Source organism: Streptomyces fildesensis (assembly GCF_016107395.1).
In the GTDB taxonomy this organism is placed as follows: domain Bacteria; phylum Actinomycetota; class Actinomycetes; order Streptomycetales; family Streptomycetaceae; genus Actinacidiphila; species Actinacidiphila fildesensis.
In genome coordinates, this window is sequence record NZ_JAAIKO010000006.1 from 269800 (window position 1) to 293150 (window position 23351).

Annotated in this window: 20 protein-coding genes; 15 read left to right on the forward strand and 5 right to left on the reverse strand. The window is 71.3% G+C overall.

Annotated features, from left to right (window positions below):
- Window positions 1–19 precede the first annotated feature (19 nt).
- Window positions 20–877 carry an RICIN domain-containing protein gene (locus C6N31_RS12850; RefSeq protein WP_244809643.1) on the reverse strand — a complete coding sequence of 286 codons (858 nt, stop codon included), beginning with the start codon at window positions 875–877 and terminating at the stop codon, window positions 20–22.
- A gap of 309 nt (window positions 878–1186) precedes the next feature.
- Here C6N31_RS12850 and C6N31_RS12855 point away from each other — a divergent pair, with 309 nt between their 5' ends.
- The 6 genes from C6N31_RS12855 to C6N31_RS12880 all read left to right on the forward strand — a co-directional run bounded on the left by C6N31_RS12855 (window position 1187) and on the right by C6N31_RS12880 (window position 6276).
- Window positions 1187–2707, forward strand: a complete 1521-nt coding sequence (locus C6N31_RS12855) for a phytoene desaturase family protein (protein ID WP_138354360.1) — start codon at window positions 1187–1189, stop codon at window positions 2705–2707.
- Window positions 2704–3525: a fatty acid desaturase family protein gene (locus C6N31_RS12860; RefSeq protein WP_198357547.1), complete on the forward strand. Its 822-nt coding sequence runs from the start codon at window positions 2704–2706 to the stop codon at window positions 3523–3525. Before C6N31_RS12855 ends, C6N31_RS12860 begins: the two co-directional genes overlap by 4 nt.
- A complete protein-coding gene (locus C6N31_RS12865; protein ID WP_138354361.1) occupies window positions 3518–4114 on the forward strand; it encodes a TetR/AcrR family transcriptional regulator in 597 nt (198 codons plus the stop codon). Before C6N31_RS12860 ends, C6N31_RS12865 begins: the two co-directional genes overlap by 8 nt.
- Before the next feature lie 85 nt (window positions 4115–4199).
- Complete coding sequence (locus C6N31_RS12870; RefSeq protein WP_138354362.1) at window positions 4200–5036, forward strand: NAD(P)H-binding protein; 837 nt, start codon at window positions 4200–4202, stop codon at window positions 5034–5036.
- A 191-nt stretch (window positions 5037–5227) separates the two neighbouring features.
- Complete coding sequence (locus tag C6N31_RS12875; RefSeq protein ID WP_138354363.1) at window positions 5228–5431, forward strand: cold-shock protein; 204 nt, start codon at window positions 5228–5230, stop codon at window positions 5429–5431.
- A 179-nt stretch (window positions 5432–5610) separates the two neighbouring features.
- Window positions 5611–6276, forward strand: a complete 666-nt coding sequence (locus C6N31_RS12880; protein WP_138354364.1) for an NAD(P)-dependent oxidoreductase — start codon at window positions 5611–5613, stop codon at window positions 6274–6276.
- 118 nt (window positions 6277–6394) lie between these two features.
- On the opposite strand, the gene C6N31_RS12885 is transcribed toward C6N31_RS12880, so the two are convergent.
- The gene (locus tag C6N31_RS12885) at window positions 6395–7408 is read right to left on the reverse strand and encodes an alpha/beta fold hydrolase (RefSeq protein WP_138354365.1); all 1014 of its coding nucleotides are present in this window, start codon (window positions 7406–7408) and stop codon (window positions 6395–6397) included.
- A gap of 489 nt (window positions 7409–7897) precedes the next feature.
- Here C6N31_RS12885 and C6N31_RS12890 point away from each other — a divergent pair, with 489 nt between their 5' ends.
- Window positions 7898–8653, forward strand: coding sequence for a vWA domain-containing protein (locus tag C6N31_RS12890; protein WP_138354366.1), 756 nt, complete (start codon window positions 7898–7900; stop codon window positions 8651–8653).
- A 48-nt stretch (window positions 8654–8701) separates the two neighbouring features.
- Here C6N31_RS12890 and C6N31_RS12895 read toward each other — a convergent pair whose 3' ends face one another.
- Both C6N31_RS12895 and C6N31_RS12900 read right to left on the reverse strand, forming a co-directional pair.
- Window positions 8702–9769, reverse strand: coding sequence for an ABC transporter permease (locus C6N31_RS12895; protein ID WP_164293876.1), 1068 nt, complete (start codon window positions 9767–9769; stop codon window positions 8702–8704).
- Window positions 9766–10680 carry an ABC transporter ATP-binding protein gene (locus tag C6N31_RS12900; RefSeq protein WP_138354368.1) on the reverse strand — a complete coding sequence of 305 codons (915 nt, stop codon included), beginning with the start codon at window positions 10678–10680 and terminating at the stop codon, window positions 9766–9768. Before C6N31_RS12900 ends, C6N31_RS12895 begins: the two co-directional genes overlap by 4 nt.
- A 222-nt stretch (window positions 10681–10902) precedes the next feature.
- Here C6N31_RS12900 and C6N31_RS12905 point away from each other — a divergent pair, with 222 nt between their 5' ends.
- Together C6N31_RS12905 and C6N31_RS12910 are read left to right on the forward strand one after the other, a co-directional pair.
- Entirely contained in the window at window positions 10903–11289 is a 387-nt protein-coding gene (locus C6N31_RS12905) for an ATP-binding protein (protein WP_138354369.1), read from the forward strand.
- A gap of 236 nt (window positions 11290–11525) precedes the next feature.
- Window positions 11526–11774 carry a hypothetical protein gene (locus tag C6N31_RS12910; RefSeq protein ID WP_138354370.1) on the forward strand — a complete coding sequence of 83 codons (249 nt, stop codon included), beginning with the start codon at window positions 11526–11528 and terminating at the stop codon, window positions 11772–11774.
- Between the two features lie 97 nt (window positions 11775–11871).
- On the opposite strand, the gene C6N31_RS12915 is transcribed toward C6N31_RS12910, so the two are convergent.
- Window positions 11872–13995 carry an alpha-galactosidase gene (locus tag C6N31_RS12915; protein ID WP_198357548.1) on the reverse strand — a complete coding sequence of 708 codons (2124 nt, stop codon included), beginning with the start codon at window positions 13993–13995 and terminating at the stop codon, window positions 11872–11874.
- A gap of 178 nt (window positions 13996–14173) precedes the next feature.
- Here C6N31_RS12915 and C6N31_RS12920 point away from each other — a divergent pair, with 178 nt between their 5' ends.
- The 6 genes from C6N31_RS12920 (at window position 14174) to C6N31_RS12945 (ending at window position 23264) form a co-directional block, all read left to right on the forward strand.
- On the forward strand, window positions 14174–15346 hold the full coding sequence (locus tag C6N31_RS12920; protein WP_138354372.1) for an ROK family transcriptional regulator: 1173 nt from the start codon (window positions 14174–14176) through the stop codon (window positions 15344–15346).
- Between the two features lie 109 nt (window positions 15347–15455).
- Window positions 15456–17324, forward strand: coding sequence for an alpha-galactosidase D (locus C6N31_RS12925; protein ID WP_438817413.1), 1869 nt, complete (start codon window positions 15456–15458; stop codon window positions 17322–17324).
- 85 nt (window positions 17325–17409) lie between these two features.
- Entirely contained in the window at window positions 17410–19830 is a 2421-nt protein-coding gene (locus tag C6N31_RS12930) for a glycosyl hydrolase family 95 catalytic domain-containing protein (RefSeq protein ID WP_198357550.1), read from the forward strand.
- A gap of 83 nt (window positions 19831–19913) precedes the next feature.
- The gene (locus C6N31_RS12935; RefSeq protein ID WP_198357592.1) at window positions 19914–21056 is read left to right on the forward strand and encodes an SGNH/GDSL hydrolase family protein; all 1143 of its coding nucleotides are present in this window, start codon (window positions 19914–19916) and stop codon (window positions 21054–21056) included.
- Between the two features lie 198 nt (window positions 21057–21254).
- Complete coding sequence (locus C6N31_RS12940) at window positions 21255–22835, forward strand: LCP family protein (RefSeq protein WP_198357551.1); 1581 nt, start codon at window positions 21255–21257, stop codon at window positions 22833–22835.
- A gap of 141 nt (window positions 22836–22976) precedes the next feature.
- On the forward strand, window positions 22977–23264 hold the full coding sequence (locus C6N31_RS12945) for a DUF6343 family protein (protein ID WP_138354376.1): 288 nt from the start codon (window positions 22977–22979) through the stop codon (window positions 23262–23264).
- Window positions 23265–23351 lie beyond the last annotated feature (87 nt).

Consider the following 23351-nt stretch of genomic DNA (forward strand, 5'->3'; position numbering starts at 1 on the left):
GGCGGCTGCCCCTGTCGGGTCAGCGCAGCCGCCACTTCTGGTTGGGCGTGCCCTTGCAGGTCCACAACTGGACCTTGGAGCCGCTCGCGGTGGCGTTGTTCGCCACGTCGACGCACTTGTTGGCCTGCGGGTTCACCAGGTCGCCTGCGCCGCTCATGATGAAGCGCTGGGCCGGGTTGCCGCTGCACCGGGCCAGCTGGATGAGGGCCCCGTCGTCATGGGATCCCCAGGCCACGTCCATGCAGTAGCCCATCGACCGCACCGTGCCGTCGGACTGGAAGTCCCAGCGCTGGCTGTTGGCCCCGTTGCAGCTGCCGATCTGCAGAGCGAGGCCGTCGGTCCCCGTGCCACCGGGGACGGTGATGCAGCGACCCGAACCCGTGCCGACCACGGCCGAGCCGGGAGCGATGGAGGGCTTGGGCTTCGGCGCGGGCGCCTTGGACGGCACCGAAGCCGGCGGAGCGGGCCGCGGCCTGCTCTGCGGCTGCCCCCCAGCGGCGATCGGCGGGGCCGCGACCGAACCGGGCCCGTTCGGGGCGGCGGGCGGCTGGGCCGTTGCCTGTGACTGGGGCTGCGTCCCGGAGGACGTCTGCCGCGGGGTCGCGGCGGGGGTGGTCGGGGTCCCCTTGGACGGCGCGGCGACCACCGGACGGTCGGCTGCCGCCGTCTCCATCGTGAGGTCGATATGGCTGATCAGCGGCACCGTCAGGGCGGCGATACCGACCACCGCCGCCACGGCGACGGTGGTCGCCCAGACCCGCCGGCCGGGCAGCAGCCCGCTCCGGGGCACCGTGGGGCGGCGCGCGAAGGTGTCGGAGAAGCGGGGCTCGGAGCTGTCGGGACGCTCGGAGGACTGCTTCGGGGGAAGGGACGCCACGTGGTCTCCTGTCGGGATCAGGAGGTGTGCGCAGGAGGCGCCGGCGCAATGCCATCAACCGTTCCCAGAGGGCGGGTTGAGGCACTGACCACTCGCTCTGACCTCGCTCACCGGATACGTGGCCAGTGTACCTATCTCCCGCCCGCGCCTTTCGCGGGACCCCACCGGGCGGACCCGCGGACATTCACCGGCCGTGTGCCGCGCACCCGTCCCCGCCCTGGCGCCCACGTCTCCATATCGCCCTGATCCGGACGGAGTTCTCCGGGCCCGGGTATTGACCCGCACCGTGTTGCCCATCATTCTGAACGCATGTTCAGAACGAACGTTCAGAACGAACTCGGGCCGGCCGACGTCGCGGTGATCGGCGGCGGTATGGCGGGAATGGCGACGGCGTTGCGGCTGCAGGCCGCCGGAGTGTCCACGGTGGTGCTGGAGGCGCACGGTCATGCCGGCGGGTGTGCCGGCTACTACCGCAAGCGGGGCTTCTCGTTCGACGTGGGGGCGACGACGCTGGTCGACTTCGCGCCCGGCGGGGTCGGCTCCGAGCTGCTGGAGAGCGTCGGTATCGCACCGCTGGACGCACACGAACTGCCGGGCTACCGGGCCTTCCTGCCCGACCGCGAGGTCGTACTGCACCGCGATCCGGCCGCCTGGCATGCCGAGCGGCTGCGGATGCTCGGTGACACCGACCGGCACCGGCGCTTCTGGGACCTGCTCGACCGGTTGGCGGGGACCTTCTGGCGGGCCAGCCGGTCGGGTGTGCGGCTGCCGGTCCGCGGTCCCGCCGACGCGCTGCGGGACCTGCGGGCGATCGGCATCGCCGGGATTCCGCTCGCCCGCCATGTGAACCGGACCCTCGGGGACGCGCTGCGCGCCCACGGCCTGCGGGACGACGCGGCGCTGGTCGGGCTGCTCGGCATGCTCGTCGAGGACACCGTGCACACCGGTGTCGACGACGCGCCGCTGATCAACGCGGCGCTCGGGGTGACGATCCGGGGCGCCGGACTCAGCCGGCACACCGGCGGTATGCACGGTTTCTGGCGGGTCCTGGTGGCGCACTACCGGGGACTCGGCGGCCGGCTCCGCACGGGGTGCGAGGTGTCGCGCGTCGACGGCGCGGCGGGGAGCTATCGGGTGACGACCCGGCAGGGCGTTCTCCTGGCCCGGCGCGTGGTCTGCGCGATACCCGCCGTCACCACCGCCAGGATCTGCGCCACACTGCCGGTCGCCCGCAGGCTGCGGCCGTTCCTGGAGCGCGACGCGGACGCGTCGGGCGGCGCGTGCGTGGTGTTCCTCGGGGTGCCCGACTCCGAGGTGTCCGGCCAGGAGCTGACCCACCATCAACTGCTGCAGTCGTACGACCGGCCGCTGGGCGACGGGAACAACATGTTCGTCTCCGTCTCCGAGCCGGGGGACCCGCTCAGCGCCCCGCCGGGGCACCGGGCGGTGATGATCTCCACGCACACCGATCTGGCCGACTGGGCCGGGCTCGACGCGACCGCGTACGAGCAGCGCAAGAAGGAGATCGGCGAGCGCCTCGTCACCTGTGCGCGGCGGGCCTACCCGCGGTTGGGGGAGCGGGCCGTGATCGCCCAGACCGGCACGCCCCGCAGCTACGAGCGCTTCGGGTTCCGTCCCGCCGGCGCGGTCGGCGGTCCGCGCCAGCACCTGCGCAACACCAATCAGCACGCCGTCCCGCACGATCTCGGCGGACCCGGCCTCTGGCTCGTCGGGGACTCGACCTGGCCAGGACTGGGCACCGTCGCCTGCGTGCTGGGCAGCCGCATCGTCGCCGAGGGCATGCTGCGTGAGAAGGGATCGACCCGGTGAAGCAGTCCGACCCGGTGGACCGGCCCGACGCCGTCCACCAGCCCAGCCTGGCCGAGCTCGGTGCGGACCTGCTGGTCACCTCGCGCCGGCGGCGGCTGATCGCGCTGTGCCGTCCGTTCGCGGGGGTGTCGCTCTTCGCGGTCGTGGCGTGGCTGCGCTGGTGGTGGCTCACACCGGTGATCGTCTTCGGCGTCTTCGTCTCGGTCGTCACCGTCACGCACGACGTCGTGCACCGGACGATCGGCCTGTCGGCGCGGGCCACCGACTGGGCGCTGTTCGCGACCGGGCTGGTGCTGCTGGAGAGTGGGCACGCGTACCGCGCCACGCACACCCAGCACCACCGGCTCTTCCCGCACCCCGACGACCCGGAGGGACACCCCGCCGACCTGTCGCTCCTCGGTGCGCTGCTGCACGGACCGGTGTTCCTCGTCCGCCTGTGGTTCTGGTCCTACCGGCGCGGCCGGGACCGCGGTTGGCTCCTCGCGGAGGCGGCCGTGCCCGTCACGGTGCTCGGCGGCGGCGTGGTGCTCTGGCCGTACACGCCCGGAGTGCTGGCCTACGCGGTGATGATGATCGTCGGAAGCTGGGTGTACCCACTGCTGACGGTGTATCTGCCGCACCACGACTACGGTGACACGCCGCTGACCCAGACCCGTACGCTGCGGGGCCGGATCATCCCCGCGATGTTCCTGGAGCTGACCTACCACCTCGAACACCATCTGTACCCGCAGGTGCCGAGCCACCATCTGCCGGAACTGGCGCGCCGGCTCGAGACGTACCTCGCCGCCAACGGCGTCCGGGCGGTGCGTGTTGTCTGACACCCGTGGCCGGGTACTCGACGCCGCCCTGTCCTGCCTCGTGGCGCACGGCTTCGGCGGCACCACCGCGCGGGCGATAGCGCAGGCGGGCGGCTTCGCGCCCGGCGTCATCTACTACCACTTCACCGATCTGGACGACCTGTTGGTCGCGACGCTCGCGCACACCTGCGAGGCGCGCGCCAAGCGGTACCGGGCCGAGTTGTCGGACGTGGACCGCGCCGGGCGCGCGGTCGAGGTGCTCCGGATGCTCTACGACGAGGACACCGCGGTCGGGCACATCGCCGCAGTCCAGGAGATCTACGCCGGAGCGCGACCGGGGTCGCGGCTCGCCGCCCAACTGTCGCTGGAGACCCGGCGCTGGGAGGAACTGGCGGAGGAGCTGCTGACGACGCTGCTGCGCGGCAAGCCCCTCGCCTCCGTGGTGCGGGTGCCCGTGGTGGCCAGCGCGGCCGTGGCGTTCTACCTCGGCATGGAGACCCTCACCCACCTCGACGGCGACCGGTCGCGTCCGGCGGCGCTCTTCGACCAGGCCGCTCGGATCGCCACCGTCTTCGACCGGATCCCGCGGCTGCGCCGGCGATCCTCGTAGCGCCTCGCCCGCACCCCCATTCACCGTCTGCCGCACCCGCTGTGAGACTGGCTGCCTGATCGCCGTCAAGGAAAGGCCGCTCCTCATGAAGATCCTGGTCACCGGGGCCTCCGGCCACGTCGGTGGGGAGCTCGTCTCCCAACTCGCCGCGCAGGGGCGTGCGGTGCGCGCCCTGGTGCGCGACCCGTCGGCGTTCGAGGCGCCGCCGGGCGCGGAGGTGGCCGCGGGAGACCTCAACCGGCCGGAGAGTCTGACGGAGGCTCTGAACGGGGTCGACGCGATGTTCCTGCTGGGCGGGTTCGCGGACATGCCCGGTGTGCTGGCCGGCGCGCGAGCCGCCGGCGTGCGGCATGTCGTGCTGCTGTCCTCACGTTCCGTCGTGGGCGGCAACCCGGAGAACGCCGTCGTCGCGATGCACCAGGGCTCCGAAGTGGCGGTGCGCGAATCCGGCCTGGGCTGGACGCTGTTGCGGCCGAGCGGATTCATGTCCAACACCTTCGAGTGGCAGGGCCAGCTCCGTGCGGGCGACATCGTGCGCGCGCCGTTCGCCGGGGTGCCGATCGCCGCGATCGACCCCCACGACATCGCCGCGGTCGCCGCGGCCGTGCTGGGCCGTGACGAGCACCACGGCCACAGTCACCCCCTCAGCGGCCCCGCCGCGCAGCGCCCCGTCGAGCGCGCCGAGATCCTCGCCAAGGTGCTGGGCCGGCCGCTGCGCTTCGAGGGGCAGCCCGATGACGAGGCACGGGCCGAGATGCTCGGCAACGGGGTTCCGGAGCGCTATGTCGACGCGTTCTTCCGCTTCTTCGTCGACGGCGAGTTCGACGACACCCCGGTTCTCCCCACGGTCGAGGACCTCACCGGGCGTCCGCCCCGGACCTTCGAGGACTGGGCCCGCGCTCACGCCGACGCCTTCCGGTGAGGTACGAAACGCTCGGTCACCGTACCGGTCCGCCGCGTCGGACGAGGGTCGCCGGCTGCGGCGTGATCACGCACCGAGGCGGTCGTATAAGCGGGCCGCAGGTGGGGTAGAACGGTGGCGGACATCCTGATCCGGGGTGTCCGCGGCGCCCGTTGCGGGCGGCACTGTCACGGACGAAGGATGCAAAAACGATGGCCAGCGGCACGGTGAAGTGGTTCAACTCGGAAAAGGGCTTCGGGTTCATCGCCCAGGACGGCGGCGGCGCCGACGTCTTCGCCCACTACTCCAACATCTCGGGCACCGGCTATCGCGAGCTCGCGGAGGGCGAGCATGTGACCTTCGATGTCACGCAGGGCCAGAAGGGACCGCAGGCGGAGAACATCGTCCGCGGCTGACACCCCGGGTGCGGGAAGAGACCGGCGCCCCGCCGGCCCGGTCTCTTCCCGGAACCCCGCTCTCTCCCGCAGGCCGTCCCGGGCCGCGGACGAGACGTGGGCCACATCCCTGGCGTGGATGTCACATCGCGAGTGGCCGGGCCGCTCTCAGATGGTGACCACGACACAGGGAGCACCCAGTGAAACTCACCATCTTCGCCGCGACCGGCGGGATCGGCCGGCAGATCCTCGACCAGGCCGTCGGGGCGGGCCATGACGTCACCGCGGTCGTGCGGAACCCGGCCAAGGTATCCGGACCGATACGCATCGTCACCGCCGACCTGGCCTCCGCCGATCCGGAGACACTCCAGTCCGCGATCTCCGGCGCGGACGCCGTTCTGTCCGGTCTCGGTGCCCGCTCGAAGTCCGAGGCGGGCGTGGCCTGGCAGGGGACGCGGGCCATGGTGCAGGCGATGCGGGCGACGGATGTCCGGCGCATCGTCGTCGTCAGCGCGGCCCCGATCGGCACAGTGGCCTCGCCCGGCGTTCCGAACCCGCCGAAGCACGATCCCGGCGACGGATTCCTCATGCGTCATGTGTTCGGCCCGCTGGTGAAGGCCGCACTGCGGGACCACTACGCCGACCTCGCGCGGATGGAGGACATCCTGCGCGGGAGCACCCTGGACTGGACCGTGGTCCGGCCCCCGAAGCTGACCGACAAGGCCCTGACCGGGACCTACCGCACCGCGTACGAACAGAACGTACGAGGCGGTTGGTCGGTATCGCGCGCCGACGTCGCCCATTGCATGCTCGACGTCCTCGAGCGCCCCGAGACGGTCGGCCGGGCGATCGGCATCGCCGGCTGAGTCCGAGAGCCGACAGGGCCGGTGACGTGACCGGCCATCGGCGACCGGCGAAGAACCCGGCGGAGAGCCCGGCCCGCACGGGGGGCCGGGCTCCTCGTCGTGCGGGACGACCCGTGGTTCAGCGTGGGGCGAGGGTCGTCCCGAGCCGCTCGGTGGTGTTCCCGTACGGCAGATCGGAGAGCGACAGGTCGGTGCAGAACCGGGTGACGAGGTCGGCGAAGTCCGCGATGCGCTCGACGGGCGCCAGGTGATCGGTCTCCTTGATGGTGGTGAACCACGCCGCGGGCAGCTGGGCGGCCACCTCGCGGCCCATCTCGGGCGTGGTCAGCGTGTCGTACTCACCGGTGACCACCAGGCTGGGGATGGCGGGCGACGGTTCGGGGCGGTACCACTCGTGGCGCATCAACCGGGTGTTGTGCTCGGCGGACTTGCGCAGCTCCTCGGGGCTCTGGCCGACGATCTGCTGGTAGACCAGCCGGGAGACGGCGGCGTGCTTGCGGACATGGCCGGTGCCCGGAGGGGACATGAAGCGGTCCGCGAGTTCGCGCGCGATCGGCTCCGTCTCACCGCGTTCGATCATGACGGACCAGCGCTCCATCGCCTCGGCGTAGCCGGCGGGGATACGGGTGGTCATGCCGACCAGCAGGAGGCGCTTGACGAGTGCGGGGTAGTGCTGGGCGAAACGCAGACCGATGGCCCCGCCGTAGCAGGCGGCGACGAGGTTGATGCGGGGCAGGCCGAGCTCCTCGACGAGGTGGCGGACGGCCGCCGCCAGGAAGTCGACCCCGTACTTGGCGGGCAGGAAATCGGCGGTGCCGTAGCCGGGGAGGTCGACGGTGATCACCTGGCCCAGCGGGGCCAGCCACTTCTCGTGGCGCACCCAGGAGTTGCGGTCCTGGGACGATCCGCCGAGAACCAGGACCGGCTCGGTGCGGGGGGTGCCCTGGCGCACGATGCGGCAGGTGAAGCGGAAGCCGTCGAAGGTCAGATCCCGCTCCTCCACCCGGACGGGTGGGGTCGTCCCCTGGTCTCCCAGGACTCCGTGGGCCGCCTGGGCCTGTCCGGGGAGGGTGGCGGTGGCGCCGAGCCGGTCCGCCCCACGGTCCTGGGGAGGTGCGGTGTCGGTGGACATGAAGGGCTCCAGAATTCAGGGAGGGCGGTGTGACGCCGTCCCCGGCCGCGGCGGGCGGGAACGGCGTCCGGACCGTTCCGCCTGTATGACGTGACCCGGGAGGAGTCGGCGGACAGCCCGGTGACGAAGAGCGAACGCCCAGCGCCCGCCGTGCGCTGCGTCCACGCACAAGGGGCCGATCGCCGCTTCGATCACCAATAGGTGTTCGTTGCAGTCTGTTTGCCCGGATTGGTCGGAACACCCTTTGCGGGGTTGATTCACCTGTTCAGGTGATGGGAGACGTCACTCTGGGTGAACGTTCCGAGGAGCTCTGCTGACGTTCGTCACACGAAGGAGCCATCTGCCGCGGCACTCCGTACAGGAGCTCGCGTTGAACCTCCGACCCGTTGAGGCGCCGGGCCGCGCACGCTCCCAACAGGGTCCGGGGCCCGGCGGGTTGGACGTACCGTTCTCCCAAGGTCGCTTTCGCAGCTCGCACGGGGGAATCTCATGGCCATCGACTACGTCAAGCGTCCCGCCGCCCCCAGCCCGGCGATCGATCTCGTGAAGGTGCGGGCCAGTGCGCCCCGGCTCGTCGATCTGTACAAGTCGGCCCGGGTCTCGCTGGAGAAGGCCGGGATGGCCGGTCAGCGCGCCGCGGTCTATCTGGTCCTGGACCGCTCGGGGAGCATGCGCCGTTACTACAAGAACGGCACCGTCCAGCATCTCGCCGAGCAGGCGCTCGGCCTGGCCGCGAACCTCGACGACGACGGTGTCGTGCCGGTGGTCTTCTTCTCGACGGAGGTCGACGGTGTCGCGGACCTCGGCCTGACCGACTACGAGGGCCGGATCGGCGCCCTGCACGCGGGCTTCGGCCGCATGGGCCGCACCAACTACCACCTGGCCATGCAGGCGGTCATCGACCATTACGCCGACTCGGGCGCCACCGATCCGGCCTTCGTCATCTTCCAGACCGACGGCAGCCCCAGTTCCAGGACCGCCGCCGAGCATGTCCTGTGCACCGCCGCCCGGTTGCCGATCTTCTGGCAGTTCGTGGCCTTCGGGAACCCCGACGACCGTCAGTTCGACTTCCTCCGCAAGCTCGACGACCTGCCGGTACCGGCCAAGCGCGTGGTCGACAACGCGGGGTTCTTCCCCGCGGGAGACGATCCGCGCGCCCTGTCCGATGCCGAGCTCTATCAGCGGCTCACGCAGGAGTTCGGTTCCTGGATCACCGCCGCCACCGCCGCGGGCATCATCCGCTGACCCTCGTGTCCCGAAGCAACAGGCCGGGCGCGCTCACCTCGGCGCCGCTCACGCGTCGTCCCAGCGGAACAGCCGCACCGCCAGCAGGGTGAGCACCGCGGTGAAGAGCAGCAGCCCGCCGATCGTCGGCAGCGCGTCGCCCCAGCCGCCGCCCCTGGTCAGCACGTTCTGCATGGCCGTGGACAGATGGTGCAGCGGCAGCACCGTCGAGATCGTCTTGAGCCAGCCGGGAGCGCTGTCCAGCGGGAAGAAAGATCCGGACAGGAACGCCATCGGCAGCACGATCAACTGTGCGGCCGCCGTGGCCGTCTGCTCGGTCTTCGCCCAGGATCCGACGAGCAGGCCGATCGACATGAACGCCAGCGACCCGGACAGCACCAGCGGCAGCGCGATCCACCACTGTCCGGTGAGTTTCAGCCCGTAGTACGGCAACGTCGCCACCCCGAGGAACACGGCCGTCTGCAGCAGCGCCACCAGGAGCGTCACCGCGACCGGGGCGGCGACCACGGCGGGCAGCCGCACCGGAGCCAGCCGCAGCCGGCGCAGGATGAACTTCTTGCGCCACACCACCAGGGTCAGCGCGGCCGTGAACGTGCCGGAGGTGGCGATGGCCCAGCCCAGCAGGCCCGGGGTGAGGTACTGGATCGGCTTGGTCGACAGATCCTCGACCTGGGACGCCTGCAGGACGTACGTGGGCGGAGCGTGGCTCGCGTCCTGGTTGGCCTGCTGGACGATGCCGTTGACGACACCCTGCACGGTCGCGGCGCGGGTGGCGTCGGCGACGGAGTAGCGGAGCACCAGCCGGCCGTCGGGGCCCTGGCTGACCAGTCCGTCGTCGTCGCCGTTCCTGACCTTCTCGAGGGCGTCCGCCTGGTCGTCGTCCCGGACCAGCGTCACCTCCTCGTTCAGCTGCGCGCGTTGGTCCGGCGTCATGGAGTCGAAGAGGACGACCGGGCCGTTCTGCAGCAGCGTGATGTGGGGTGCGGAGGCGCCCTTGAACAACGAGCCGAACAGCAGCAGGAACAGCAGCGGGAACAGGACCGTGAAGAACACCGCGGCGCGGTCGCGGCTCCAGCCCAGCAGTTGGGCCCTGGCGAGGGAGCGGAAGGCGGTCATGCGCGGTACTCCCGTCCGGTGAGCTGCAGGAACACATCCTCCAAGGTGGCCCCGCGCACCTCCAGGCCGCGTAGCGCGTCCTGCTCCGCGAGCAGGGCGAGCACCGGGGCCGGGGTGCGGGTGGCGATCGTCAGGGTGACGCCGTCGTCGGCGACGTCGGCGCGCGTTCCGGACCCGGCCAGCAGCTCACGTGCCCGGTCGGCGGTGAGCCGGCCGGACTCCACGGTCAGCCGGGTCGGTGCGTCCAGCTCCCTGACCAGGGTGGCCGGCGGATCGGTCTTCAGGATCCGTCCGTGGTCCATCACCGCGACCCGGTCGCACAGGATCTCGGCCTCGTCCAGGTAGTGGGTGGTCAGCACGACGGTCCGGCCCTCGGCGTTGATCTCCCGCAGCAGATCCCACAGATTGCGGCGGGCCTGCGGGTCGAGACCCGTGGTCGGCTCGTCGAGGAACAGCAGCTCCGGGTCGTGGACCAGGGCGCAGGCGATGGCCAGGCGCTGCCCCTGGCCGCCGGACAGCTTCTCGGCCGCGGTGCCCGCCGAGTCGGCGAGTCCGACCCGGGCCAGCATCGCGTCCGCCCGCGCCGCTCCGACCCCGTACAGCGAGCCGAACGTGACGATCTGCTCGCGCGCGGTCAGCCGTTCGAAGAACGCGGACGCCTGCAGCTGCACCCCGATCCGCGGCAGCAGCGCGGAGTTGCGCGGCCAGGGGCTCAGTCCCAGCACCCGTGCACTGCCCTCGTCCGGCTTGCGCAGCCCCTCCAGGATCTCGAGGGTCGTGGTCTTCCCGGCCCCGTTGGGCCCGAGCACCCCGAAGAACTCCCCGGACTTCACCTCCAGGTCGACGCCGTCGACGGCCTGGACGTCCCCGTACCGCTTGCGCAGCCCTTCGGCCGCGATCGCTGCAGTCATGGGCACACCTTAGGGGCGGTATTCGGCCCCACCGGGCTCGATCGCCTGTTCCCGTCCCACCGGTTCCGAAGCGGAACAGGAGCGTCCGGGGCAAGCGGGGGGAGTGCGGAGGCGGTGGATCGCGCCGGGGTGGGCAGGCGCAGGGCAGGCGTGAAATGGCCGGGAGGCGCTGGGTGGTGGGGTCGCCGGTCCCAGGAGGAAGGCTGACGAGGGTGATTCTCGATGATGGTTGAGCGGTTCTTGAAGGTCTCCGTCGCGAAGGGCGGCGTCGCGGAGGCGCGGGCCTGGGCCTGTGCACAGCTGGAGGGGTTCAGCTGGCCCGCGCACTGGCGGCCGGACTACAACGTGGTCGCCCTGTTGGTGTCGGAGCTGGTGACGAACGCGGTGCGGCACGCCTCCGGCGCCGTGGGCCTGCGGCTGATGTGGGACGAGCGGCGGCTGCGGATCGCCGTGGACGACTCCTCCACGGTCCTGCCCGTGGTGCGACCGGCGCGGCCGGACCTGCCCGGCGGGCACGGTCTGAACCTGGTGCAACGGCTGTCCGGCGGCTGGGGTGTGGTCCCGCGGGCCGGAGGCAAGCGGGTGTGGGCCGATCTGGTCCCGGGCTAGGCCGCCGTATCCCTGATAGCAGCGACGCGCTTCCGTACACTTGGTCCAGCTGTGGGCCCGGGCTCCCTCCGGGCCCATCAGTATGTCCGCCCGCTGCTGTCCGCCCGCTGCTGTCCGCCCACCGGTGTCCGCCGCCCGGGTGGTCCGCGTCCCTCGATTGGCCTGCCGGTGTGGCGCGACCGCGGCATCCGGGTCATGATCGGCTCGGTAGCCCCTGCTGTGAGGAGCGGATGGTCATGTCGGAGCGCAGCCGTCGCCAAGGAGCCGTAGAGGCCCCCTCCAGCCTGCCCATGGGCCACCCGCTCGGCGAGGTCGGCGACGAGTGGCTGCCCGGCGCCCCCACCCGGCCCCGCGAGGACGGCGACCGGACGGCCCCGCCCACCGGGAAGCACACCCCGTCCCGCAACCTCGCGTACGGCGACTACTGGGTCGAGAAGGACGGTGCCGACGGCGGCAGCGGCCGCAACGGCGAACGGAACGCCTGACCGCTGCGGAACGCCTGGCCGTTGCGGAAGGCCCGGCCATGGCGGAACGCCCGAGCACTGCGGAGCGGACGCCGGTGAGCCCCGGGCCACTCGCGGCTCAGGGGACCCGGACCAGGTGCACCGCCGTGCTCGCCCAGTCGCCGTGCGGCAGGTCGGGGAGCAGGCCGTACCCGGTCAGTACCGCCGCGGAGTGCACGGAGCCACTGTCGGCGTCGCGGTAGCGGGCGGTGGGGTCGAGGCCGGCCAGCCGTAGCGGCAGCCGCGGACCGCCGTGCCGCGGAGTGCGCCGCCAGACCAGCAGCAGCGCCTCGCTCCGGTCGGCCGCGGTGTACTGCACGGCGGCCGGGCCTTCGTCGACGGGACCGCGCGGCCGGTGCAGGGTGCCGTGCTGCACCAGATGACGTACCCGCTTGTACTGCGTCAACAGGGCCGCGCCTTCGGTCAGTTCGTCGTCCGACCAGCGGGTGAGGTCGCCTCCGATGCCCAGTACTCCGGCCATCGCGACATGGAAGCGGAAACGCAGCGGCACGGTGCGGCCGGTGAGCTGGTTGGGCACATCGGTCACCCAGGCGGCCATGGTCCGGGCCGGGTAGATCTGGCCGTAGCCGTGCTGGATGTGCATCCGGTCGGCCGCGTCGGTGTTGTCGGAGGTCCAGGCCTGGTCGGTGCGGGACAGGATGCCCAGGTCCACCCGGCCGCCGCCACCGCTGCACGTCTCGATCCGCAGGCCGGGGTGGTCGGCGCGCAGCCGGTCGATGATCTCGTAGAGGTGGTGCACGTACGCCGTTCCCACGCGGTCGGCGCCGTCCGGCTGATCCGGCCAGCCGGCTTCGCTGAAGGCGCGGTTCATGTCCCATTTGAGGAAGTCGATGCCGTTGTCGCCGACCAGCCGGGTCAGCCAGCCGTACGCCCAGTCCGCGACGTCCCGGCGGGCGAAGTTCAGCACCAGCTGGTTGCGCAGCTCGGTCCTGGCGCGGTGCGGGAAGTGCAGCACCCAGTCCGGGTGCGCCCGGTAGAGGTCGCTGTCCGGGTTGACCATCTCGGGCTCCACCCACAGGCCGAACCGCATGCCGAGCTGGTGCACCTCACGGACCAGCGGGGTGAGGCCCTGGGGGAAACGGTCGGGGGACGGGGTCCAGTCGCCGAGTCCGGCCCGCTCGCTGCGGCGCGCGCCGAACCAGCCGTCGTCCATGACGTACAGCTCCACACCCAGCGCCGCCGCGCGGGCGGCCAGCTTGAGCTGGCCGGGCTCGTCCACGTCGAAGGCGGTGGCTTCCCACGAGTTGTAGAGCACGGGGCGCGTCTCGTCGGCGTGCGGCAGTACGTGGGCCAGGGTGTACGCGTGCCAGGCCCGGCTGGTCGCGCCGAAACCGCCGTCCGAGTGGAGCCCGGCGAAGCGGGGCGTGGTGAACTCCTCGCCGGGGCCGAGCGGCAGGACCGCCCCGTCGTGGCCGGCGCCGCCGGTGAACCCCGCCCGGCCGTCGGGGGACCGCTGCACGGTGATGCGCCAGCTGCCGCTCCAGGCGAGGGCCGCACTCCACACCTGGCCGTGGTCCTCGGTCGCGTCGCCGGCGTCCAGCATCACCCAGGGGTTGGTGTGATGGCTGGTGATGCCCCGGCGGCTGGTGAGCGTCGTCTCGCCGAACGGCACGCGGTCGCGGTGCAGTTGGGTCTCGGCCGACCACTGGCCGGTGACATGGCTGAGCCGGTGGTCCTCCCGGGCCGGAACGGTCCACGCGGCGGAGTCGGCACGGGGCAGCGTGACGGTGTCGTCGCCGGTGTTGCGCAGCACCGTCCAGCGTTCGATCACATCGCTGTCGTCGTGGACGCGGTAGTGGAGCGCGATCTCCAGGGGGTAGTGGCGGTCGCGGAACTCCAGGACCAGTTCGGCGGCCCCGGGCGCCGGTTCGTGCACGTGGTGGCCCGTCGCGAGCCATTCGAAGGCGCGGGTCCCGTCGGCGAAGCGCACCTGCAGCGACGGGACCCCGAACCGCGCTCCGCCGTCGACGGGCAGTTCCTCACCGACGGGTGGCGGTCCCTCGAAGCTGCTGGCAGGCGGGGGCGGGGGAGTGGCGAGCTCCTCGGCCTCCGCGAGGGTCAGCCGCGGTCCCCACGCGAGGTGGCAGGGCGCTCCCGTCCCGTCGACGCGCAGCGCGTACGAGGTGCGCGGGGTGCGGAGCAGCCAGACCCCGGTGTCGGGGGCGAAGGAGATCACAGGCATGGATCCTTACGTTCAGATAGCGCCTCGAGAGCAGTCGGCAGCCAACCCCGCTTGCGATCACCTGTCAATACCCATGACGGCACCTGCATTTGGAGGTCAAGATCCCACTGGGGCGACATCTTGAAAGGAGCTTACTTCTTTCATTGACAGCGGAAAAGAACCCCCTTACGTTTCGGCCATGCACTCGTCGCCTCGTACCGACGTGGTTCCGGCAGCGACGCCGGCCGCCTCCCTGGTCTTCACCACCGTGCTGTCCCACGGTCCGCTCACCCGGATCGAGATCGGCCGGCGGACCGCGCTGTCACCGGCGGCGGTCACCAAGGCGGTACGGCCGCTGATGGCGGCCGGCTATCTCGTCGAAGGCGTGGACGAGGAGGCGCGGGCGTCGCTGGGACGGCCCGCCAATCCCGTACGCGTCGACGGCGGCCGGGCGCTGTTCATCGGCGTCAAGGTGACCGGCGACGAGATCATCGCGGTGCTCACCGATCTGTGCTGCCGCATCCGGGTGGCCCGGCACGTCCAGCTCACCGCCCGCGACCCGGGCGCCGTGCTCGCCTCCATCGGCGCACTCGTCCAGGAGCTGCTCACGGAGGCCGAAGGGTTCGGTGTGCAGGTCAGCGGGCTGGGGCTGGCGGTGTCCGGCGATGTGGACCGGGTGGCAGGAGTGGTGCGCTACTCACCGTTCCTCGACTGGCGCGACGTGCCGCTCGCGGAACTGGCCGGCACGGTGACCGGCCTGCCGGTCACCGTCGACAACGACGTCCGCGCGCTCACCGTCGCCGAGCAGTGGTTCGGGGCCGGGGCCGGCGTGTCCGACTTCGCGCTGGTGACCGTCGGTGCGGGCATCGGCTGCGGACTCGTGGTGCACGGACGGGTGGTCTCCGGCGCGCACGGCGTCGCCGGTGAGATCGGCCATCTGTCCATCGACCCGCTCGGGCCGCTGTGCCACTGCGGAAACACCGGGTGTGTGGAGGCGATCGCCGGTGACGCCGCCATCATCCGCCGGGTCCGTGAGGTGACCGGACTGCCGGTCACCGACTCCGCCCGGGCCCTGGAGCTCGCGCACCAGGGCGACCCCGGCGCGCGAGAGGTGTACGCGCGGGCCGGGGAGGCGATCGGCCGGGCCATCGGGGCCGTCGTCAACGTTCTCGGACCGGAACGAGTGATCATCTCCGGCGAGGGACTGGCGGCGTACGACCTGTTCGCCGAGCACATCCGTGTCGCCTTCACCGCGTCCGCCTTCGGTACCGCCGCCCAGTGCGACGTCATGACCCGTCCACTGCCCTTCGAGGAGTGGGCGCGCGGCGCCGCGGCCACCGCGATCCAGTCCTTCATCGGCATCGACACGTAACGCACGTCCCCCGACCCCCACGGCGTGCCCCCCACGCACACGTACGACCACCATGCCGCTCCGCAACGCCCTGCGCACGCCCATGCCCTCACAACAGGAGGTCCGACCCATGCGGTCATCCTCGTACCCCTCCACACCCCCCATGTCCGTCACCGCGCCGCCGGCCCGCCGTGCCACCCGGGCCCTGCTCGTCCTGGCCCTCGCCGCCGGCCTGACGGCGACCGTCCCGGCCGCGATGGCCTCCTCTCCCGCGGCGGCCAGGACCTCCACCGCTCCCACCACCGCCCGGGCCGCCGTAGCCGCGCCCGCCCAGAAGCCGTTCATGGGCTGGTCCAGCTGGAGCATGCAGTCCTCGAAGTACCCGGGGCTCAACCCCGACGGCGACTACAGCTACCTGACCGAGAAGAACGTCCTCACGCAGGCGGGCGCGCTGGCGTCGAAGCTCAAGAAGTACGGGTACGAGTACGTCAACATCGACGCCGGCTGGTGGCGTGACACCACATGGAAGCCGGAGTTCGACGGGTACGGCCGCCAGGCACCCGACCCCGTCCGGTTCCCGCGCGGCATGAAGCCGGTCGCCGACGACATCCACGCCAAGGGTCTCAAGGCCGGTATCTACCTGCCCGCGGGGTTGGAGAAGGAGGCGTACGGCGCGGGCAAGGTGCCGGTCTGGAACGCGCCGGGCTGTACCACCGCCGACATCGTTCACGGCGACCTGCGCACCACCAACGGCTGGGACAGCGCCTACAAACTCGACTTCTCCCGGCCCTGCGCCCAGAAGTACATCGACTCGCAGGCCCAGATGTTCGCCGACTGGGGCTACGACTTCCTCAAACTGGACGGTGTAGGACCCGGCTCCTTCAAGAGCGGTGACAACTACGACAACGTCGCCGACACCGCCGCCTGGCAGAAGGCGATCGCCACGGCCGGGCGTCCCATCCACTTCGAACTGTCCTGGTCGCTGGACATCAACCACGCCGCCGACTGGAAGAAGTACTCCAACGGCTGGCGGATCGACACCGACGTCGAGTGCTACTGCAACACCCTGGTGTCGTGGGAGAACTCGGTCGACGACCGATGGGCCGACGTGGCCGGCTGGACCCGGCACGCCGGACCCGGGGGCTGGAACGACCTCGACTCCCTCGACGTGGGCAACGGCGCGATGGACGGCCTGACCAAGGCCGAACGGCAGAGCTACGCGACCCTGTGGGCCATCGCCAAGTCCCCGCTCTACACCGGTGACGACCTCACCCGCCTCGACGACTACGGCGTCTCGCTGTTGACCAACCGCGAGGTCATCGCGCTCAACCAGGGCAGCACCCCGCCCGCCCGGCCCATCACCGCCTCCGGCGACCAGCAGGTCTGGAGCGCGAAGAACGCCGACGGCAGCTACACCGTCGCCCTGTTCAACCTCGGCAACGGGCCCGCCGCCGTGACCGCCGACTGGTCGTCCCTCGGCTTCTCCGGCCAGGGAGCGGTCCGTGACCTGTGGAACAAGGAGAACCTCGGCACGTACAAGGACAAGGTGACGCAGGCGCTGCCGGCCCATGGCTCGCGGCTGTTCACCGTCACGCCGCACGGTCCCGCGCAGCAGATGACCGGCTACGAGGCCGAGTCGGCGGCCAACACCCTCAGCGGCAACGCCGGGATCGGTGACTGCGCGGCCTGCTCGGGCGGCCACAAGGTCGGCAACCTCTACCAGGGCGGCAAGCTCCAGTTCAACAACATCGTGGTGCCGAAGGCCGGCCGCTACGTCATCAACGTCGCCTACATCAGCGGTGACGCGCGCCCGGCCCAGATCTCCGCGAACGGCAACGGGGCCACCGGTCTGAAGTTCCCCTCCACCGGTGACTGGGGGACCGTCGAGACCGTCGGTGTGCCCGTGACCCTCAAGGCGGGCAGCAACACCGTCACCTTCGACAGCGGCGACGGCTACGCCCCGGACATCGACCGGATCGACGTGCCGAAGCTGTCGTGACGACCGGGTGCGGGGTCCGACCTCCTCCGGGCCCCGCACCCCCGTCCGCACCCCCACAACGTCCCGCCACAAAACGGAGTGCACCGTGGACGACCAGAACACCGACTCATCCCCCCGCCGGCCGAGCCGGCGGGACATCCTCTCCCTCGCCGCCGCGGCGGGTGCCTTCACCGCACTCGGCAGCCTGCCCGCCTTCGCGGCCACCGCGCCGGCGGCGCGACCGTCCGAGTCCCCCCTGCTTCCCGAGGCGTCGACCACGCGGTTCTGGTACCCGGCGCCCGCCTCCGACACCGCGATGATCGAGCAGGGGCTGCCCATCGGCAACGGGCGGCTGGGCGCGCTCACCGGCAACGACCCGTCACGCGAACTGCTCCTCCTCACCGACGCCACCCTGTGGACCGGCGGCCGCAACGCCGTGCTCGACGCGGACGGCCAGTTCCCCTACGCCCGGGAGAACTTCGGCTCCTTCACCCTCCTGGGGCGGCTGACCGTCGACATCCCCGACCACGACCTCTCGGCGGTCTCCGACTACCGCCGTGACCTCGACATCAGCCAGGGGATCGTCTCCTCGTCGTACGTCCGCTCGGGAGTGACGTACGAGCGGCAGATCTTCGCCAGCCACCCGGACGACGCCATCGTCCTGCACTTCTCCCAGCGCGGTGGCGGCCGGTACACCGGAACGGTCACCCTGGCGGGCACGCACGACGAGACCACGACCACGGACGGGGCCCGTACGTACGCGTCGTTCGGTGCCGCCTTCCCGGACGGCGGACTGCGCTACGGCGCCGCGGTGACGGCGTACAGCTCCACCGGCACGGTGACCACCGACGGTGCGCGGATCTCCTTCGCCGGCTGCAAGGACCTCACCGTCGTCGTCAGCGGCGGCACCAACTACGCGCCCGACGCCGCCGCGGGCTACCGCGACCCCGCCCTGGACCCGCAGAAGCTGGCCCGGAGCAAGGTCCTCACGGCGGCCCGCCACCCGTTCACCTCGCTCCTGCACTCCCATGTCGCCGACCACCGGGCGCTGTTCGACCGCATGGGCATCTCGCTCGGCGAGTCGTCCTCCGTGCAGCGCGGCCTCGACACCTGGGAGCGGGTACGCGCCCGCGCCAGGGACGGCGAGGCCGACCCCGAACTCGAGGCGTCCTACCTGCAGTTCGGCCGCTATCTCATGATCGCCGGATCGCGTGACAGTCTGCCGCTCAACCTCCAGGGGCTGTGGCTGGACGGCAACGACCCGGACTGGATGGGTGACTACCACACCGACATCAACATCCAGATGAACTACTGGATGGCCGACCGGGCCGGTCTGTCCAGCAGCTTCGACGCCTCCGCCGACTACTGCCTGGCGCAGCTCCCGTCCTGGACCGAGCTGACCCGCACCCTCTTCAACGACCCGCGCAACCGCCACCGCAACTCCAGCGGGAAGATCGCCGGCTGGACCGTCGCCATCTCGACCAACATCCATGGCGGAGGCGGCTGGTGGTGGCACCCGGCGGGCAACGCGTGGCTGTCCAACTCGCTCTTCGAGCACTACGAGTACACCCAGGACGCGGCCTACCTCGCCAGGATCCACCCGCTCCTGAAGGGCGCCTGCGAGTTCTGGGAGGCGCGGCTGCTCACCACGACCGTCACCGACCCGGCCACCGGCAAGGACCGAGAGGTCCTGATCGCCGACAGCGACTGGTCGCCCGAGCACGGCCCCCTCGACGCCAAGGGCATCACCTACGCGCAGGAACTGGTGCGGGCGCTCTTCGAGAACTACCGCACCGCGTGTGCCGTCCTCGGCCGGGACAGCGGCCACAGCAGGACCATCGCCTCCCTCCAGGAGCGGCTGTACCTGCCGCAGGTGAGCCCGAAGACGGGCTGGCTGGAGGAGTGGATGTCACCCGACAACCTCGGAGAGACGACCCACCGGCATCTCTCGCCGCTGATCGGGCTCTTCCCCGGCGACCGGATCCGCCCCGACGGCTCCACCCCCAAGGCCGTCGTCGACGGCGCGACCGCGCTGCTCACCGCGCGCGGGATGGAGAGCTTCGGCTGGGCGAACGCCTGGCGCAGCCTGTGCTGGGCCCGGCTGAAGAACGCGGACAAGGCGTACCAGCTGGTCGTGAACAACCTGCGGCCCTCCATCGGCGGGACCAACGGGACCGCGATGAACCTGTTCGACATCTATGAGGTGTCGACGGGCCGCGGCATCTTCCAGATCGAGTCCAACTTCGGCACCTCGGCCGCCATGATCGAGATGCTGGTCTACTCCCGCCCCGGCCACATCGAACTGCTCCCCGCGCTTCCCGACGCCTGGGCGCGTTCCGGCTCGGTCACCGGCGTCGGGGTACGCGGCGGTTTCGTCATCGACCTGCGCTGGCGGGACGGCAAGGTCACCGAGGCGCGGTTGCGCAGCGTCGGCGGCCGCAGCACCACAGTGTCGTACGGGGGAGTGTCCCGCGCTCTCAGCCTCAAACCGGGCGGTTCCGTCACACTGCGGGACTTCAGCCGGTGAGCCGCCGTCCGTGGTTCCCGCACGGTGGCCGTGCGGCAGGAGTCGTCGGCGCCCTCGTCGTCGCGCTGTGCGCGCCGGCCGCCATGTCCTCGGCGTCGGCAACTTCTGCGGTGCGTCCCTTCCACCAGGTGGTGACCTGGGGGGCGAGCGCCGACCGGATGGGAACGGCGGTCGCCGACCACAGCTACCGGCTCGTCGTGCGCACCAGCGTCGGCGGCGGCAGCCCCCGGATCCGGCTGTCCAACGCGTTCGGCGACCACCCGGTGACGTTCGACAGCGTCTACGCCGGGCAGCAGAAGGACGGTGCCCAGCTTCTCCCCGGCAGCAACCGCCGCCTCACCTTCGGCGGTGGTCAGGCCGTCACGGTGCCGCCCGGCGCCACCGTGTACAGCGATCCGCTGTCCGGATCGCTGGCGGCGCAGAGCAATCTCGTCGTCAGCCTCCATGTGGTGGCGGCCGAGGGGCCGGCGACCGGCCACGGCATGGCCATGCAGACGTCCTACGCGGCGGGCGGCGACCACGCAGGCGAGGAGGGCGCGGGCAGTTGGACCGAGCGGATCGGATCCTGGTTCTACCTCGACGCGGTCAGCGTGGAGACCGGGGCGGACACCGGCGCCGTGGTCACGCTCGGCGACTCGATCACCGACGGCTGGCAGTCGAGCACCGACACCGACCGCCGGTGGCCCGACTACCTCTCGCGGCGGCTCCAGGGCGCGACCGGCATCGGCATCAAGGGCGTCGCCAACGAGAGGATCTCCGGCAACAAGGTGCTGGCCGACGGCGCCGGACAGAGCGCCCTCGCGCGGTTGCAGCGCGATGTGCTCTCCCAGCCCGGGATCCGCACGGTGTTCCTCTTCGAGGGCATCAACGACATCAAGGCGCACAGCGGCGTCACGGTCGACGACATGATCGCCAGCTACCGGCAGATCATCGACCGGGCCCACGCGGCGGGCGTCTGCGTCGTCGGCGGGACGGTGCTGCCCTTCAAGGGGTGGTCGGAATTCGATCCCGCCAGTGAGGCCGTACGCCAGGGCGTCAACTCCTTCATCAGGAGCGGCGGTGCGCTGGACGCCGTCACCGACTTCGACAAACTCCTGCGCAGCCCGTACGACCAGGAGCGGCTGCTTCCGGTCTTCGACGGCGGCGACCACCTGCACCCCAACGACAAGGGCATGCAGGCGATGGCCGACTCGGTCGACCTGACGAGCCTGCGGTGCACCCGCTGAACTCCGCCGGGCCGGCGCCGTCCTGAGCCGGCGCCGACCCCGGAATCCGACGCTCCGACGCCGGGCCCGACCGGGCCCGGCGTCCGCCGGATGTCACTGTTCGGAACTGTTCGAGAGATCTAACATTTTCCTCATAACTGTCTGCAACGCTCTTCCCTGTGCGACTCAGGATCCGCACACCAGGGGAGAGGGACGCAGATGTCAGGCGCGCGGGACGAGACGCACGAACACGACGGGGCCGCACCCGAGGAGATACCCGAGGCCACGGTCGACGGCCCGCCCGCCGCAGCAGCGCGCGGAACCCGCCGTCGGGCCAAGAAGATCGTCGCCTGGACGGCCGTCGGCACACTGGTGCTGCTGGTCGTCTCGGGCGGCGCGATCTACTACCGGCTCAACAGCAACATCAAGAGTTTCCCCGCCGAGGCGATGAGCGCGGAGCGCCCGCCCGCCGCCGTACCCGACGCCACCGGGAACACCCCGGTCAACGTGCTGCTCATCGGCTCCGACTCACGCGGCGGCGCCAACAGCAGCCTCGGTGGCGGAGAGAGCGGCACGGCCCGTTCGGACACCACGATCCTGTTGCACGTCTACGCCGACCACAAGCACGCGATCGGCATCTCCATCCCCCGCGACACCCTGGTCACCATCCCCGCCTGCCGGCTGCCGGACGGGAGCTGGACCAGCGAGCGGACCCACACCATGTTCAACGAGGCCTTCTCGGTGGGGGAGACCGACGCGGGCAACCCGGCCTGCACACAGAACACGGTCGAGAAACTCACCGGCCTGCGGGTGGACCACACCATCGTGGCGAACTTCGAGGGCTTCGCGGCGATGACGAAGGCCGTCCACGGGGTGGAGGTCTGTCTGCCGAACGACATCTACCAAGGTGACGTCAACCCGAAGCTGGGCGCCAGGGGCGATCTGGTCCTCAGCAAGGGCAAGCAGAACGTCCAGGGCCAGCAGGCGCTGGACTACGTGCGGCTGCGGCACGGCATCGGCGACGGCTCCGACATCGGCCGGATGCTGCGCCAACAGGCCTTCCTCGGCTCGCTGGTGTCCAAGATCAAGGGGCAGGGCATCAACCCCACCACGCTGCTGCCGCTCGCGGACGCCGCGACCAAGTCGCTGATCGTCGACCCCGGTCTCGCCTCGGTGGCGAAGCTGCTGGAGTTCGGCTCGTCGCTGAAGAACATCGACCTGCGCGACCTCAAGTTCCTGACCACGCCCTGGCGTTTCAGCGGTGAGCGCGTCGAGCTGGTCCACCCCGCCGTCGACACCCTGTGGGCCACCCTCAAGGCCGACCGGACCATCGACGGGCAGGACGCCGCAGGGTCGCCGACCACCCCGCCCGCGGCGTCGACACCGTCTGCTCCGGCATCGCCGTCCGGGACCCCGGGCGCGGGCGTCAAGCTCGTCGTGCTCGACGGCACCGCGACCACCGGTCTCGCGGGCAAGGCGGCGACCACCCTGGAGAAGGCCGGCTTCAGCGTCAGCGGGACGGTCACCGCCACCTCCCAGACGTACGACACGACGGTCGTCGAGTATGGAGCCGGCCGGCGCGCCGACGCGCAGAAGGCCGCCGCCCTCTTCCCCGGCGCCACCCTGTCACCGGTCTCCACCGCCGGGATCAGGCTCGTCCTCGGCAAGAACTACACCCTCGGCCAGGACGCCGCGCAGCCGACCGGAACGCCCACCGCGCTGCCCTCCACCGTCGTGGCCGACGCCCGCTCCGCGGACCAGGACACTTGCGCCAACACGGTCTTCGGGTCCGGCGGCTGACGGCCCCCGCAGGTTCTCGGCCACGCGCGCCTGACGGAGCCCGGCGGACGGTCCCGCCGGGCGAACGGCGCGATCCTGTCCGGCACCCCGCCCCACTCGGTGCTCCGAAGGTGGATGCTGGAGGGGAGGAGATGTGTCGCCATGCGTACCGGGAGTGAACCGCTGACCGCGCGCAGTGCCCTGCGCCTGCGGCTGGGACTGGCCGCGTTCGGGCTGGCCTGGGCGGTGGTGGGCGCTGTGGGGTTCGCGGTGGCGGGTCATACGGCGTGGGCGGTCACGTTCGCGGTGGTGGGAGTGGTGGCCGTCGTGGACATGCTCGTTGTGGGCCGGCACATCCACCAGGGCGCGCACTACCAACCGGGCCGGGACATTCCGCCGTATCGGCCAGACCGTGGCGGCGACACCCACCTGCGGCACCACGGCCCCTAGCCGGGCCCGCCCAGCAACTCTCCGGTCAGGACCCGCTGCAGCCAGGCGTCCGGCGGCGAACGCGTCGGGACCGGTCCGACACCGCCC

Bases quoted from the DNA above. Each gene is read 5' to 3' on its own strand.
- C6N31_RS12900 (WP_138354368.1), bottom strand. From the start codon at position 10,680: ATGACTGCAGCGATCGCGGCCGAAGGGCTGCGCAAGCGGTACGGGGAC.
- C6N31_RS12935 (WP_198357592.1), top strand. From the start codon at position 19,914: ATGTCCTCGGCGTCGGCAACTTCTGCGGTGCGTCCCTTCCACCAGGTG.
- C6N31_RS12925 (WP_438817413.1), top strand. From the start codon at position 15,456: ATGCGGTCATCCTCGTACCCCTCCACACCCCCCATGTCCGTCACCGCG.
- C6N31_RS12945 (WP_138354376.1), top strand. From the start codon at position 22,977: ATGCGTACCGGGAGTGAACCGCTGACCGCGCGCAGTGCCCTGCGCCTG.
- C6N31_RS12915 (WP_198357548.1), bottom strand. From the start codon at position 13,995: ATGCCTGTGATCTCCTTCGCCCCCGACACCGGGGTCTGGCTGCTCCGC.
- C6N31_RS12875 (WP_138354363.1), top strand. From the start codon at position 5,228: ATGGCCAGCGGCACGGTGAAGTGGTTCAACTCGGAAAAGGGCTTCGGG.
- C6N31_RS12885 (WP_138354365.1), bottom strand. From the start codon at position 7,408: ATGTCCACCGACACCGCACCTCCCCAGGACCGTGGGGCGGACCGGCTC.
- C6N31_RS12905 (WP_138354369.1), top strand. From the start codon at position 10,903: ATGATGGTTGAGCGGTTCTTGAAGGTCTCCGTCGCGAAGGGCGGCGTC.
- C6N31_RS12855 (WP_138354360.1), top strand. From the start codon at position 1,187: ATGTTCAGAACGAACGTTCAGAACGAACTCGGGCCGGCCGACGTCGCG.
- C6N31_RS12890 (WP_138354366.1), top strand. From the start codon at position 7,898: ATGGCCATCGACTACGTCAAGCGTCCCGCCGCCCCCAGCCCGGCGATC.
- C6N31_RS12940 (WP_198357551.1), top strand. From the start codon at position 21,255: ATGTCAGGCGCGCGGGACGAGACGCACGAACACGACGGGGCCGCACCC.
- C6N31_RS12895 (WP_164293876.1), bottom strand. From the start codon at position 9,769: ATGACCGCCTTCCGCTCCCTCGCCAGGGCCCAACTGCTGGGCTGGAGC.
- C6N31_RS12920 (WP_138354372.1), top strand. From the start codon at position 14,174: ATGCACTCGTCGCCTCGTACCGACGTGGTTCCGGCAGCGACGCCGGCC.
- C6N31_RS12870 (WP_138354362.1), top strand. From the start codon at position 4,200: ATGAAGATCCTGGTCACCGGGGCCTCCGGCCACGTCGGTGGGGAGCTC.
- C6N31_RS12910 (WP_138354370.1), top strand. From the start codon at position 11,526: ATGTCGGAGCGCAGCCGTCGCCAAGGAGCCGTAGAGGCCCCCTCCAGC.